Raw genomic sequence first — 14,842 nt, 5'->3', positions numbered from 1 at the left:
ATGATGAACGTTGAGCAGCTTTTTTGCTTTTAGCTTCGGTCCGCCTCACGGTTAGCTTTTAGCTACGGTCCGTCGCACGGTTAGCTTTTAGCTTCGGTCCGTCGCACGGTTAGCTTTTAGCTTTTAGCTTTTAGCTTTTAGCTTTTAGCTTTTAGCTTTTAGAGACTAAAAACATCGGCGTATTTGACTACTTATAAAAAACCAATATCCTTTTGTTATTTGAAATTCTGCATTAATATTTTGTAACATATTACGCATTCTCTTTCACGGAGACTTTTTCCAATGCTGAATCCAAAACATTCAGTGCTTCGCGGAGTTGCTCGCGGGTTATGATCAGTGGCGGGGAAAGCTGCAGTACGTTTCCTTGAGAGACCTTGAAACTGAGTCCGTTTTTCAGACACTCATACATCACAAACTCTGCCTGCTCTACCGCCTTCTCCTTTGTCGACTGATCTGCAACAAGCTCTATGCCCCATAATAAACCGATACCTCTGATATCTCCGATGAGGTTATATCTTGATTTCAGCTTCGCCAATTCCTGTGACATAAACTGCTCGTCGTCCTGTACTTTTTCCAGAATATACTCTTTCTCGATACATTCCAGCATGGCCAATGCAGCAACACTTCCCAACGGATTTTTCTCATGCGTAAAATGACCCAATGACACACCCTGCGCAATATTATAACTTTCTCGAGCGACGATAGCAGCCATGGGAATAACGCCTGCCCCCAGTCCTTTACCCAGGCAAAGGATATCAGGCTCAATGCCGTAATGTTCAAAAGCAAACATTTTCCCGGTCCGGCCAAATGCAATCGGAATTTCGTCTAATATCAATACCACCTGATGCCTATCGCATATCTCACGCACCCTTTCCCAATATTTCTTTGAAGGTATCTGGACATCGGTATTACGAATCGTCTCTATGATAAACGCTCCTATATCCCCTTCTTTTTCAATAACATACTCCAGATAATCAGCATATGCCAAGTCGCCGTGTTCAGCATTTACGAATGGCCCGCGATAGGTCATCGGCGGCGGAATCCGTTCCACACCAGGCATGAGTGGACCCATATCTTTACGAAAATCAACCTCCCCACCCGCAGAAATGGCATCCAAAGAAGCTCCGTGAAAAGAATCCCAAAGTGATATTACTTTATGTTTTTTGGTAACAATTCTAGCCAGTTTTAAAGCCATGCTAATGGCGGACGTACCGCCGGGAGCAAACAAAACCCTTTTTAGGTCACCGGGCATTAATTCACCCAATTTCTTTGCCAACTCGATGGCTGGCGCATTAGTATATCGTCGGGGCGAAAACGGAAGTATGTCAAGTTGTTCCTTCACTTTCGAAACAATATATGGGTGGCGATATCCCAGTTGATGGACATTATTGCCATGAAAATCCATATACCTTTTCCCTTGAATATCAGTCAGATATATCCCTTCACAAGATTCCAGCACATCCAGACAAGGTGTCGAAAGCGCCTGATGCAGGAAGTATTCAGCATCGGCTGCGAGATATGACTTTGTCTCGGCATGCTCAATAATCTGATACCAGTCTTTCCGCGCCTGCGACAAATTAATATCCCCCTCAGTCCTGTTGTGTGAAGTACTCATTGATATTCAGAATGTTTATTATATTGTAAATTAGGTATTTAGGATTCCATTGCCAAGGAATCTGTATTAATTAGCGGTTAAGATTTCAGGGGCGGTTAGTTGACCCCTACTCCTTATTTTGTCAATTTATTAGCCGGAATCAACTGCTTCACAACTCCCGGACCTTTATAAAATACATCGAGCCAGAATCCTCCGCCGTTGTTGTAATAGTCAACCTGCATGGGATGCTTTCCAGCTGCCAACTCCGTGGAGCCACTTTTTTCTTTCACTCCATGATTTCCATCGTTATTCACAACCTCTTTACCGTCGATATATACCTTGCTTCCGTCATCGGATTGGGAATAGAATGTGTATTTGCCCGCTTTATCAATTTGAATATTTCCGGAAAAGCGAACCGCAAAACTCTGGTCTGAACCTTTTTGGGCTTCTTTTACTTTCCCTTCGTCGAGATTAAACTCCGGACTGATCCAGGTGGCCACAGATTTTAATTTCCCAAAATCCGGCAACTGTTTAAAATCAACGCCTTTGAAGAAACTGACATTCAATCCATTGTTGGCCGCAGAAGTGGTTACCCGAAAATATGCCGTTGATACTTTACTGGAAAGTCCTTCCTTGTCAAAACTGCGTGCTTTTATTACGGCCGTGCTGTCCAGCTTAAATGGCGCTTTGTACAATTCTGATTTAATATCCGGATCCAATCCATTAATGGTATACCGAATTTCGACGCCTTCTGCTGATGAAATTTTCACCTCAGGTTTTTTATCGACATATAAACCACCTGCCTGAGCATACAAATTTCTGTCCGGATAGATCGTCGGCTGGGTAACAGTAGCCTGTCCGAGATAAAGGTTTTCTGGCTCTTCAAAACCATCAAACGCAGGTTTGATCGCACGACCGATCCAAGCGTAAGGCGGAGTGATATTAAGTGCAAGGGCAATGGTCGCAGCCAGATCGTAGGTATACACCTGCTGCTGAATGACATATCCTTTTTTCACATCCTTACCACACAAAATCATTGCAATCTCAGCTTCCTGTGGTGTCGCTCCGCCGTGTCCGTGACCTATTCCTCCATGATCAGCAGTTACAATAACCAGCGTATTTTCTTCAATACCTGCCTTTTTAATACTTTCTAAAACCTTTCCAATTAGTGAATCAGTTTTAGATACCGCCTTGTAATACTGGTCAGTACCATGCCCGAACTCATGTCCTGCGTGATCCACGTGATCCATATGCAGGAAGGCAAAAGTTGGTTTTTTGGCCTCCAGATATTTGTTAAAATCTGCAACCGTGGAATCCTCAGTTGAAAAATGCTTGTCGTAATTCACGGCGTTTTTCTGAAACAATCGACCAAAACCTTCCCAGTGATATACGGTACCGATTTCAGCATCCGGTTTATTTTTTCGGATCAAACTAAAAATGGTTGGAAAACGACCGTCCGGCTCTTCAACAATTGGCGGAAGTGAGTGATCGTCGATTTCCCAATCATTGTCGATTACACCGTGCTGTTCCGGCCCGGCGCCCATGATCATTGACGCCCAGTTTTGACTGCTCGCCGATGTTAAAACTGTTCGCACATTCCATTTCACCGCACCGTTGGCGACCATGCTATCCAGCACTGGCGTATCTGCTTTTTTGATTCCATCCGGGCTCAGTCCGTCGACACCGATGATGACGACATGTTCGATACCTTTTGGAAACTGATCGCTGCGATTGCAGGAGAATAGCGAAAGATGGACAAAACCTGCAATCGCAAGCCACTTCAAATTAGGTAATTTCATGGGTTTAGGATTAGTTTTTCAATCTTGTTAGCGTACTCTGTTTCTTGAAAATGAAACTCTGAGCGCATGCACAATATCGTCGCAATGCGATTTGTTGATAACCAGCGATGGCCTCATTGTCAATATATTACCTTCAATTACTTTCAAAGCGACCCCTTGATTCAGACAGTCATACATTACCTTTTCAGCATATTCTACTGCCCGTTCTTTTGTTTTCCGATTGTTTACCAAATCCACACCAATATGCAGGCCTTTTCCAGCCACATTCCCAATGACCTCAAACTCGCCTTGCAAATGACGGAGCTCGCCCAACAAATAGTCACCCAAATCAGCGGAGCTTTGAACGAGGTTATTATTCTCAATATATTCAATGGTCGCTAAACCCGCTGTTGAGCAGAGAGGATTCTTTTCATGCGTAAAATGACCTATTGATTTGTGAGAGAGTATGTTATACTTTTCATGCGTTACTATTCCAGCCATTGGCATCAACCCTCCACCCAAAGTTTTACCGATTACGAGGACGTCTGGTGTAACAAAATGCTCGCATGCAAACCACTTCCCAGTCCTTCCAAAGCCCTCAATAATTTCGTCAAAAATGAGGAATATCCCATACTCATCACAAAGTGCCCGCACCTTTTGCCAATACCCCGGAGATGGGATAACGGGAGTCGCCGAAATGGGTTCGGCAACTATGGCCGCCACATCGGGATTACGTTTGAGAATAATCTTGATCTGACGGATATACTCATCATCAATCGCCTCAATATCAGTCCATTTCCAGGGATTCCGGTAATAATCAGGAAATTCGACGTGAAATGCGCCAGGCACCATAGGCCCTTGCCCGGTTGTAAAATGTTCCTCCCCACCGAGCGAAGATGACTGAAACCCATTTCCATGATAGGAATCCCAATAAGAAATGGTTTTCCAACGCCCTGTAATCTGTTTCGCCAAACTTACCGCCATTTCAATAGCCTCCGAACCACCCGGACAAAACAGCACCCGATCGAGCCCGGCAGGCGTTATTTCCGTCAACTTTTTGGCAAGATTAATAGCCGGAATATTGGTATATCTCCTTGGTGTAAAAGCAAGCTGTTCATCCAATTGCCTCTTGACTGCTTCAATAACATATGGGTTTGAAAAACCCGCGTTATGAACCCCATTCCCGTGTAAATCAAGATATTGTTTGCCATTCAAATCGATAATATATGGCCCTTCCGTTTTGGAAAGTACATTCATCACCGGTGTAGAGAGGGCCTGATGCAGGAAATACTGAGCGTCATCATCTATCAACTGCCTGGTATTTGCATCCAGGGAATGGATATATGCTGCCCGTTGCTCACCTACATTATTATCACCCTGTTCGTTAGAAACTGTCGCCATTATGGTATCGTTTTTTCTGTCGATAATCAATATACGTCAGCCATCCAAACTGACATTCCGTAAGCTAGTTCACTACTTTTCAGGTCGGGTTTTGCCGACAAAGCGCTAAGGTTTAATTTTTGATCAGATTGTGATTGTTCACCAAGAAAAGTTAGCAAGCACTGACAATCAAATGACCACTCCCTGACAAAACCTGACTGACTTATTTATATTTCCCCTCAACCACTTCTTCACACAACCCAAACGACAAAGTCATTCCGGCACCACCTAATCCGTTTATTATCGTAACACCTTCGGCAGGTTTCAGCACGATTTCAGTTGCTCCATTTGTCATTTTTGGATAGATACCATGCCAGCTTTGATATACTTTGGGCGATTTGAACTGCGCAAATGTGCCCAGATACTCCAGGATCATGGTATTCAAAAATTCACGATCGAATGGGTCAAATGTTAAAGCATATTCGTGAGAATCGCCTATCGTAATTTCTCCCAGGCCATTCTGTGAAGCCATTACATGAATTCCCCATTTCAGGTATTCACTATATTCCTGTTGATATCGAGATTTTAAATCCGCAAGTGCGGGAGCAATTTTAAATCCGTCATAGTGAATCAGCGACAAACCTCCACAAAGCGACGGGCCGATCTTCCAGTCATCCGGCTGCGCTTCGAACCGCATCATTTGCAACTTACATTTTGTCAATGGCGCATTCGCAAATTCCGTTGGATATAACGTCTCAAAATCAGCTCCACTACAAACATAAATCTCATCTGCAGACCAACTTTTACCTCCTGCTTTTACCGTAGGATATTGAATTTCAGCGGCAGCAGTATCCCAAATAAACTCCACACCCAACGCAGCAGTCAGATAACCAGGTATACCCGCAATCGCTTCCCGTGGATCCACAATCATCTCATCCTCAGAATAAAGAGAACCCACCAAACCGTCTGATTTCACGGCAGGCGACTTTTGCAGCGTTTCCTTAGCTGTCAGGATTTTAACAGGTCTCGCCTTATCGCTTTTATCAACAAACTGCTGAATTACATCCAGCTCGTCGTTCTGATATGCCATATGCAAGCTACCTGCCTGATGAAACCAGCAACCTGCGCCCGTTAAAACTTCCTTCCAGATCTGTTGCGCTCTCAGTGCCCTGGAATACATCTTTCCTTCCGGCTGGCCGATCGGCCATACCATTCCGAAATTCCGGATAGACGCACCAACCGCCTTTGAAGAACGCTCGATTACTTTTACCTGATATCCCTTCACCGCCAGCGCCCGGGCCGTAGCAAGACCAACGATACCCGCTCCGATTACAATTGCCGATTTACTCATAAGATTGCCTTACCTGTTTTAACGCCAATGATGTCCAAAATCTCTGTGATATTGTCGATCACATGAGTCGGCTTGTAAGGTAAAAGCTCTTCGCGGGTGAACGCGCCTGTTGTAATCCCTACCACATAGCAACAACCGCTATTAATCCCTTCGTTGATATCTACCTCAGTATCACCTACTTTGGCGACCTGCGCCGAATGCGTAATGCCGGTAGCGGACATTATTTTTTCAATCATGTAGGGATATGGCCGCCCTTTCGGTACTTCATCGCTCGCAACCATGATATCCACTTTATCCTCCCAATTCAAACGTCTCATTATAACGTCCGCAATATTTTTAGAAAATCCAGTGTCCAATCCAATCTTTATCCCCTCGTTTCTAAGCACTTCAAAAGTCTCCTCCACATTGGGCAGTGGTCCTATTTCAGTTGTAGTTTCATAAAACTGAATCATATTGTTGACGAAAGAGGTATGGATATCGTTAACCAAACTGGTCGTAATCAGTGCCGGGTTTTCCTCTTTGTTTTCCAGCATCATTCGAATCGCAACCGGTTTTTCATAACCCATAAGCGGGTTTACATCCTCAATCGCGATAGGATAGCCAAACTCCTGCATCGCCTGCTGAAACGCCATTCCCACAAAGTTTTTGTCTTTCACCGTGGTTCCGGCCATATCAAATACTACCAGTTTTATTCCCATTTTTATGCTTCAATTTTAATATTACTTTACTTCGAGTTTTTCTCAACATCGCTCACCGTTAAATACAGTGACTGTTGAAGCTCTAAAAATAAATCATACCAATTAAAAAACCTAAAAAAGTTAAGTATTACTTAAACAAAAAGTACCACTTCTTCTTTCGAATGCAAATAAATAGGAAATAACTGACGTAAAGATTAACTCAATGTTAATTAATACTAAACCTCACAAATAGAGAATCGTTAGGTCAAACCACCTCATTGAAGAAATATATCACCAGCAGCAAGGCCTCATCTCCGTCGATACATTTGGGATTATGAAGTTCATTCGCATCAAAAAACATCGAATCGCCTTCATTCAATACGTACTTATTTTTCCCGATCGTGTATTCTACCGAGCCTTGCAGGACATATTTAAACTCAAAGGCATTCGTCCGCACCATAGGCCGTTTTGCGTCCTTTTCGAGGCGAAGCAATACCACATCAATATGATTATCCTTAAACTGCTTGCTGAATATCCTGTGGTAAAAAAAGCCTTTGGCGTTCTCCTTCGTGAAAGGCTGGTAGCTCTCTTTCTTACGGATCAACACATTTTCGCCGGGGGCGGAAGATATGATATCCTTAAAAAAGACATTCAAATCTATATCCAACGCCTTGATCAGGCCGAGCATAACGGGTAGAGACGGTATTGTCCTACTGTTTTCAATTTGCGAAATCAGACTCTTGGTAACTCCGGCCTCATCGGCAATTTCTTGCAACGTGACCCCCTTCTTCTTTCTTACCTCTTTAAGCTTATTACTGATCTGAAACAGTATGTCTTCCTGCATGGTATATTATATGTTAACCGAAAAAAGGTTTTATTGAACCAGAAACAACATTAGGTTTGCCACGAAGGCATGAAGTACCAGGTTTAAACAATATAAAATAGTTACATCCTTGTCTTTCCGCCCATGGCAAATATATCTAAACCCTTGCCATAAAATCAGCTCACGGCCTTTTATACTACCCGAGTGCCAATTTTAAATGCGCCAGATGGTGCTTTCCGTGCCAATCCGTAGTAGCCAGCGCTTGTTTCTGGTCAAACCAGCGTTCTCTGACAACGTGATAGTATTTTATATTCAATTGATCGTCGGAAAGCGACCTCGCCAGCGCCATATACCGGCGATGAATCCCTTCCAGGATCATGAGCGAATCTTCAATAGAGTCATTTGTGCTATCGGCGGTCGCTGCCCAGCCATCCATATTGACCAGGGTCGCCTCTTTGTAATCCGGTTCTGTCAGGGCCTTTTTCATTCTGAAAAAGTGAAGCAGATGCATATCCGCCACATGATGAACAAGTTGCTTAACATTCCAGCTTCCTTCGCGATAGGTTTTCAACAACTGCTCTTCAGTCAGATTTTCACAAATCTCTTTATACAATTCAGGTACTGAGGCAATCGACTCAATCATGGCCACGACCTCTTCTTTTGTATATTCCTCCTTAAGCTGAAGTCGCCCGATTGGAAATTTTAATTCCTCCATATGTATTCAATTTTCAAAAATTGGATTGAAATGTAAAGCTATAAAAATAAAATATCCTCTATCAAAAATCATTTGTCAGCGCCGGGAATGGGACATTTTGAGTTTTATAAACTTTGTCAAGGAACCATTTCTGACAAAATCACCGTTAAAACCTAAGTGTTAAGTAGTTACTTTTTATATTTGCCTAACAACTTTTTTCGGTTGTGCTCGTTACTCTTTATTATAACCCACTCGCCGAAACCGAAATTTGACTTTTAAACTGTTAAGTTTCGGAGGCTGGCGGTGAATCAAAACGATTAGAATGACAAAAACTCAGATTGTGTTCGGGGTAGTGTTTTTTGCCATAAGCGTTTCCTTCGGTTTCCAACAAATTCACTCATTTTCCAATCCAAAGCCAGCAATCCGAATCCAGGTGGATTCTGCAGCTACTACGGTCGAGCCCTGGCAAGCGCTATACGACTCGCTGGAACTGGATAAAAAAGGTTTATCTGAAAAGGCCTTTGCATATGCATGGCTGGGATTTCAAAAAATCAAATTGGCTCAATCAGTGTTAGCCATTGCAGATTTTAGTCAGTCATCCCGAAATAAAAGGTTATATGTTATTGACTTGTTGCACAAAAAACTGCTTTTGAATACCTATGTTGCCCACGGCCGCAATTCGGGAAGCGAGTTTGCTGAAAAATTCTCCAACAATAACTCCTCATTTCAATCCAGTCTTGGTTTCTATAAAACGTTAGGGACTTATCAGGGTAAGCACGGTCTTTCGCTAAGACTCGAAGGATTGGAAAAAGGGATTAATGACCGCGCATACGAGCGTGCCATCGTGATGCACGGTGCGGATTATGTCAGCGAGTCTTTTATTCGCAATACAGGTCGTCTGGGACGAAGCCAGGGCTGCCCTGCGGTATCGGTTGCTGACTCCAAAAAGCTGATCAATATGTTGTACAATGGGGCCGGCCTATTCATTTACTCGCAGGACCCGACCTATATCAAGGCTTCCAAAATCCTGGCGGAAGTTGCCCAACCTTTCAATATGATCGCGAATAATGTAAATTAATCGCCGATAGCAGAGTTACAAAATCAGGCCTTTTTGGCCTTTTTTTTGGTCTTGAAAGCATCAAGCTCCAGATTTTCCTTGGCACGGAACTCCGATATTCTTCGAATCAAATCCAATGGAAGTGGCTGGTTAATAGGAAATTGAACAGAACCTTTGGCACTTTTATATCCTAACAGTTCATCTGCAAATGTTGATATCCCTGACGGAGCCGGATAGAAACCGATATGGTTGGCATATGCAGCGAAATGTACCATATTGCCTTTCAGTTTAAAGGTGGGCATACCATAATTGATACACTCTTCCGCCTCAGGTACAGCCTTTTGAATCGTTTCCCTTACCTCTTCAAGCAACACCTGAGTTGACTTAGGAAACGTAGCAATGTAGGAATCAATATCATCAAAGGTTTGCATACCAAAAGGTTTTCGAGTTAAAATTCCACGTGATAATCATATCACAATTTTAACTCAAAAACCAATGAATATCAAAGCTTTCTACGGTATTTCTACACCGATGGCGCCCCTCTTTTATAGACGTCTTTATAATACACCAGTTGTCCTTTTGCGTTACAATCTGCTCTCAGATAAACCAGAAAAACCGGAACACGTTTTTTAAGTTTATGCCACTGTGGTGTTACTTTGGTAGTGTCGACTTCGGTTAGAAAATCACTTTTGAGAAGTTCTTCCCCCGCCATAAAATTGGCCAGATCAGTTGGATGCTGAACTCTCACACATCCGTGACTTCTCCATCTTTCATTTTTGGCAAAAAGGTAGCGTGCGTTAGTGTCGTGTAAATAGATGGCTAATGGATTCTTAATTTCTACTTTCAGCAGCCCGAGCGAATTATCCTCGCCTGTCTGCTGTCTGAACCGATATGGAAATTTATCAACCGGCATAGCCTCCCAGTCAATTTCCTCAGGATCTACCGCCTGTCCGGAAGCACCGATGATCTCGATTTTGTTTCTGGTAAGGTAGTCGCGGTTGGCTTTCACTTTGGGCAACATTTCACGGATCGCAATACTTTTAGGCACGTTCCAATATGGGTGCGTCACAATACTTGTGGCATAGGTGTCTATCGTCGGGGTCGGCGTATCGCTCTTCCCCACCACTGTTCGCATGGTTATCTCTTCATTTCCGTCTTCGTCCATACCTTTCAGATATGCCCCGCAAATATTGACCATCACCATTCGCGGTGCCCCTACTGACTGCCTGCGCACCCAACGATAGGTATTCAAAGCATCGGCGACTAAGTTGGCACTATCCTTCTTCCCTTCAGCAACCAAACGAACATAGTGCTTTTTCAACTGCTGATAAGCTGGGTACTCCGGTTCAATTTTGCCCATTTCGTGGGGCACATTTTGTCCCTTCACCAGCTCCTCAGCAGCCTCCCTTATTAAAATCGAGTCGCCAGTGCGAGTCTTTTCGATAAATCTGATTTTGGGCTTGTGCCCGTATGCGATTTCCTCCAACAGTCCGAATGCTTGCGGCACCTTGTCTCCCTCTCTGGAAAACTTATTGATATCCACCCCGATCCCCGCCGCATATTCGAGTAGCTCATCATATTTCTTTTCTGTCCCTAATTCTTCCGCAATCTCCTCGTTGGTCATCTTTTTGGGATCCTTTCTACAGGACTGGATGATTGCCAACGAAAACAGTATAATGACCGGTACAAAGCGAAAAATTCTTGCAGACTTATTTGATTTCATAGAGGATTGAAATGGTATAGCTTCCTGGCTTACAAATATGATGCTAGGACTTATTTCTCCCTATATACCCATAATCGTGTACAATTGTTGTTACAAAATGTATATTATAATTGAACGGTTCACCAATTTGGGGAATACCGAGGCCAGAAGTAACCGCTTTAAACCAAACTATTAGTGCGCGAGGCTGTTCATTGCTTCAAAAGCCTTCTCAGGAGATGATTTGAATAGTTCGTAAAATGGAGCGGTACCTTCCACATGGATTTCATAATTGTCATTTTCCAGACCTGATTCAAGCGCACTGGCTACCAAATTGGGATGGATTCCATTTGCCCCTCCTATTCCTTGCGAGAAATCAGTATTCACAAGTGGCGGCATCAATTCAAAGACTTTCACAGACGAATCAGTCAACGAAAGGCGAAGGGACTGGGTATATGAGTGCAGCGCCGCTTTACTGGCCGAATACGTCGGAACCGTCTGTCCTGGTGCGAACACTACTATCGATGTGACATTTACAATTGCAGATTCAGGCTGTGCTTTTAACACAGGAATAAGCTTTTCGGATAAGTTGATCACCGACAAATAATTCGTAATCATTTCATCCTGGGCAGTTTCATACGCACCTCCCTCTTCCAGACGATATGCTCTCGCGGCTCCAGCGTTATTGATCAATATATTCAAAGTCGGAAAATCCTTCTGAATACGAGCCACCAAAGCGTCCACATCTGCCTCTTGCGACACGTCACTAACAATGCCAACGGTATTTGATAGTTTAGCCACCGCAGCGTTAAGGCGTTCCTCATTTCTTCCCGTAATGATCACTTTGTTTCCGGCTCCAGAAAAAAGTTTAGCAATTTCAAAACCGATTCCAGCGCTTCCGCCGGTAATTAAAATGGTGTTTTCTGTCGTTTTCATCTTGATTCTTGTTTAAAAAATTGTAACTACTGGTTTAATTAAATATACCGATCGGTATATTTTTGAATAAAAAAATTTACAAAGCCATTATATTTTCCTCCACGGACTTCATTATCATATTCCTGTAATGGAGTTTGCCGGTCAGCATTGCAATCATGACAGCACCCTCCAGCGTCGCGATAAGTGTCAAAGCAAACCTCTCGGCATTCACTTCACTTTTAATCTCCCCATCCTTCTTTCCTGCTTCAACAAGTTCCGCTAAAGAAGCTTTCCACTCTAAAATCGCGTTGTGAGCTTTTTCTTTGAGGTCAGGATGCGTATCGTCTGCTTCCGTTGCGGTATTCAATATCGGACAGCCCCCATCCGGAAAAGGGTATACTAGAAAATCTTTATACACTTCCACATAAACCATCAGCTTTTCCTTCACTGACTTTTTGGTTTTCATCCCTCTCAAAATGACAGCCTTTATCTTACCCAGATTATAGTCGAAAGCCGCTAGCGCAACCTGATCCTTATTTAGGAAATTACCATAGATACTTCCTTTGGTTAGACCTGTCGCCTCGGTCAGGTCGTTGATTGACGTACCGGCATACCCTTTCTTGTTAAAAACAGGGGCTGTTTTTTCAATGATATAGTTCCGTGTACGTTCTGCTTTGCTCATAAACTCTAATACTTGATACAAAAATATACCAAACGGTATATTTTTCCAAATGTTTTTTTCATATATTTATAAAAACAGGCTCCACGTTACTAAAAAAGAACTTTTCATGTCCAAATTATCTCAATCAGGCCAGGCTTTGCAGACCTTTTGTGGTATGGACGCAAAAAATTATAACTTTTTTGGAAATATCGGACACAAAATATACATTTCTCAATCGTACTCTCTGATTGATAAGTATATACAAGAAATTAAATCAGAATTCCATCCAGCTTTCCTTTCTTCTTTCTTCATCGCAACAAGGCCTCAGAATGCCCACACCAATCCGTTAATATCTCGATATTCTCTTTTCATCCGCAGGTTAAAAACGCTTCAGGCAACCACATCAGAAGGAATGATTCGTCGGGCAGGTTGCACCAAGGACTTTCAGTTTTCCACCACCCCCAATCGGGATTTTCATTTTACTTTCATTTCAGACAAAATCAACTTTTGTCTGTAAGAAAGCTGCGTAAGTAACTCTTTCCAGCAGGAAATTCATCCTGTTAATTTGGTATTGACACTGGTTAAGAGCAAGAATGGTACGTGAATGAGCGATTTCAAAATTCCTGACTCCCGGTTATCAGCCGGGCGATCGGCTGTGCTTTAGCGTAAACAATTGATATACTTTTCTAACCTGTTCTAACTCTTTAATGAAACGATGAAAGCGAGTGAAACCAAAACCGTCCTTTTTATCACAGGAGCCTTTGTCAGCCATTTGGGCTGGAAGCCTTGGCAAGCGTATTTTGAAAGCAAGGGTTATACCACCCTGGCTCCTGCCTGGCCTTTCAAAGACGGCACAGCCGAAGAACTGAGAAACCGACAGCCTAATGACACGGATCTGGCGGCGTTGACATTAACAGAATTGGTCGACCATTATGTCAACATTGCCAAAAGCTTACCAGAAAAACCGATCATCATCGGACACTCTCTGGGAGGGCTCATCACGCAAATATTGCTTAATCGAGACTATGGTGTAGCGGCTATCGGTATTCACCCGGTGCCTCCTTTGGGCGTTTTTCCGTATGAATTTTCATTTTTAAAAGCTGGATATAAGGCGTTGGGGCTTTTTACTTCTCTCAAAAAAACCTATCTCATGTCGCTCTCGGATTGGCAATATGCGTTCACAAACGGCATGAGCCTGGCCGATCAGCAAAGGTCATGGGAAGAAAATACCATACCGGAATCGAAAACCGTAGCCAGAGGAGGATTGACATCCGCCGCAAAGGTAGATTTCAACAAACCGCATAATCCGCTTCTGATCATCTCGGGGAGTACCGACAATATCATCCCGGCACACTTGAACGCCAGAAATTTCAAAGCTTACAAACAGAATGGCTCGATAACGGAATACAAAGAATTTCCGGGCAAGAATCACTTTGTGGTAGGACTGCCAACCTGGAAAGAAGAAGCGGACTATATATTAGACTGGATATCAAAACATTAACTCAATAAAAAAAGCGAGAACCTTCCTGTGTCGGGAAAGTTCTCGCTGATTCAATAAAATAACTTAGTGATGTTTCAATTCCAGTATTTCTTTGATTTTATGTAAAGTTTCAGACCAGGTCGCCTCAGCCTTCTCTACTTCCTCTTCAGTTTTGATATTGTCCTGAATAACGTTCAGAGTCGTGTCGTCATCGTATGCAGACACGTGGAAGGTAATACGGGCGTAATTTTCCTCATAATCATCTGTCCCTGAAAGGGGGCTCCAATAAGTATAACTTAAAATACGCTCAGGAATTATGTCCACAATTTGGCCTTTATCTACATAAGGTACACCTTTCCATTCTCCCCGGAACGTAATTGGGTCATATAGTTTCCAGGTCGTCTCGGTCTGGGTGCCGTGATAATACTGGCTGATAATTTCTGGATTAACCAACGCTTCCCAAACCTCAGGCACGCTTGCGGCAATGGAAACTGACATCGTTGCGATAAGTTCTCTATTCATGGTTTCTGATTTTTAACTTTTGGTTAAGGCGAAGAAAAATCATGCCATTCTTATCCCAAAAGATATAAAATTTGCAGGAATAATTTTGCCAGAAACAATATAAAACTTTAAAGACCAACGTATTGTCGCCTTCTTGATGATGAATGAGTGAATGAAAGGCTCGTGTCAGACTACCAGTTTCAATTGGAAAATGCATGATAGTTCAAATGAG

General features: G+C 43.0%; 15 protein-coding genes. 3 read left to right on the top strand and 12 right to left on the bottom strand.

The window, feature by feature from the left end:
- Positions 1 to 250: 250 nt before the first annotated feature.
- The 7 genes from AC1XUD_RS21525 to AC1XUD_RS21495 form a co-directional block, all read right to left on the bottom strand.
- Positions 251 to 1,615, bottom strand: coding sequence for an aspartate aminotransferase family protein (locus tag AC1XUD_RS21525; protein WP_483363086.1), 1,365 nt, complete (start codon positions 1,613 to 1,615; stop codon positions 251 to 253).
- A 113-nt stretch (positions 1,616 to 1,728) separates the two neighbouring features.
- Entirely contained in the window at positions 1,729 to 3,393 is a 1,665-nt protein-coding gene (locus AC1XUD_RS21520) for an alkaline phosphatase family protein (RefSeq protein ID WP_483363085.1), read from the bottom strand.
- Positions 3,394 to 3,420: 27 nt separating this feature from the next.
- Complete coding sequence (gene pbfA / locus AC1XUD_RS21515; protein WP_483363084.1) at positions 3,421 to 4,773, bottom strand: (R)-1-hydroxy-2-aminoethylphosphonate ammonia-lyase; 1,353 nt, start codon at positions 4,771 to 4,773, stop codon at positions 3,421 to 3,423.
- Positions 4,774 to 4,975: 202 nt separating this feature from the next.
- The gene (locus AC1XUD_RS21510; RefSeq protein WP_483363083.1) at positions 4,976 to 6,103 is read right to left on the bottom strand and encodes a TIGR03364 family FAD-dependent oxidoreductase; all 1,128 of its coding nucleotides are present in this window, start codon (positions 6,101 to 6,103) and stop codon (positions 4,976 to 4,978) included.
- The gene (locus tag AC1XUD_RS21505; RefSeq protein WP_483363082.1) at positions 6,100 to 6,801 is read right to left on the bottom strand and encodes an HAD hydrolase-like protein; all 702 of its coding nucleotides are present in this window, start codon (positions 6,799 to 6,801) and stop codon (positions 6,100 to 6,102) included. The genes AC1XUD_RS21510 and AC1XUD_RS21505 overlap by 4 nt, the downstream gene beginning before the upstream one ends.
- Before the next feature lie 244 nt (positions 6,802 to 7,045).
- Positions 7,046 to 7,624, bottom strand: a complete 579-nt coding sequence (locus tag AC1XUD_RS21500; protein WP_483363081.1) for a helix-turn-helix domain-containing protein — start codon at positions 7,622 to 7,624, stop codon at positions 7,046 to 7,048.
- A 175-nt stretch (positions 7,625 to 7,799) separates the two neighbouring features.
- Positions 7,800 to 8,318 (bottom strand): YfiT family bacillithiol transferase, encoded by a 519-nt coding sequence (locus AC1XUD_RS21495; RefSeq protein WP_483363080.1) that lies wholly within the window; start codon positions 8,316 to 8,318, stop codon positions 7,800 to 7,802.
- Between the two features lie 301 nt (positions 8,319 to 8,619).
- On the opposite strand from AC1XUD_RS21495, the gene AC1XUD_RS21490 reads away from it, so the two are divergent.
- A complete protein-coding gene (locus AC1XUD_RS21490) occupies positions 8,620 to 9,375 on the top strand; it encodes a murein L,D-transpeptidase catalytic domain family protein (RefSeq protein ID WP_483363079.1) in 756 nt (251 codons plus the stop codon).
- Between the two features lie 23 nt (positions 9,376 to 9,398).
- On the opposite strand, the gene AC1XUD_RS21485 is transcribed toward AC1XUD_RS21490, so the two are convergent.
- From AC1XUD_RS21485 to AC1XUD_RS21470, 4 genes are all read right to left on the bottom strand, one after another.
- Positions 9,399 to 9,785, bottom strand: coding sequence for an iron chaperone (locus AC1XUD_RS21485; RefSeq protein ID WP_483363078.1), 387 nt, complete (start codon positions 9,783 to 9,785; stop codon positions 9,399 to 9,401).
- Positions 9,786 to 9,877: 92 nt separating this feature from the next.
- Complete coding sequence (locus tag AC1XUD_RS21480; protein WP_483363077.1) at positions 9,878 to 11,077, bottom strand: L,D-transpeptidase family protein; 1,200 nt, start codon at positions 11,075 to 11,077, stop codon at positions 9,878 to 9,880.
- A gap of 171 nt (positions 11,078 to 11,248) precedes the next feature.
- Positions 11,249 to 11,989 (bottom strand): SDR family oxidoreductase, encoded by a 741-nt coding sequence (locus AC1XUD_RS21475; RefSeq protein WP_483363076.1) that lies wholly within the window; start codon positions 11,987 to 11,989, stop codon positions 11,249 to 11,251.
- 76 nt (positions 11,990 to 12,065) lie between these two features.
- Positions 12,066 to 12,650 carry a TetR/AcrR family transcriptional regulator gene (locus AC1XUD_RS21470; protein ID WP_483363075.1) on the bottom strand — a complete coding sequence of 195 codons (585 nt, stop codon included), beginning with the start codon at positions 12,648 to 12,650 and terminating at the stop codon, positions 12,066 to 12,068.
- A gap of 106 nt (positions 12,651 to 12,756) precedes the next feature.
- On the opposite strand from AC1XUD_RS21470, the gene AC1XUD_RS21465 reads away from it, so the two are divergent.
- Both AC1XUD_RS21465 and AC1XUD_RS21460 read left to right on the top strand, forming a co-directional pair.
- Positions 12,757 to 13,146 carry a hypothetical protein gene (locus AC1XUD_RS21465; RefSeq protein ID WP_483363074.1) on the top strand — a complete coding sequence of 130 codons (390 nt, stop codon included), beginning with the start codon at positions 12,757 to 12,759 and terminating at the stop codon, positions 13,144 to 13,146.
- Between the two features lie 198 nt (positions 13,147 to 13,344).
- A complete protein-coding gene (locus AC1XUD_RS21460; RefSeq protein WP_483363073.1) occupies positions 13,345 to 14,130 on the top strand; it encodes an alpha/beta hydrolase in 786 nt (261 codons plus the stop codon).
- Positions 14,131 to 14,193: 63 nt separating this feature from the next.
- Here the strand turns inward: AC1XUD_RS21460 and AC1XUD_RS21455 are convergent, their stop codons facing one another.
- Positions 14,194 to 14,631, bottom strand: coding sequence for an SRPBCC domain-containing protein (locus AC1XUD_RS21455; RefSeq protein WP_483363072.1), 438 nt, complete (start codon positions 14,629 to 14,631; stop codon positions 14,194 to 14,196).
- Between the last annotated feature and the right edge of the window lie 211 nt (positions 14,632 to 14,842).

It is taken from the genome of Dyadobacter sp. HNCC25DJ184 (genome assembly GCF_056895215.1).
Note: the sequence above shows the minus strand (reverse complement) of the source record. Positions and strands in the feature narration are given on the sequence as shown.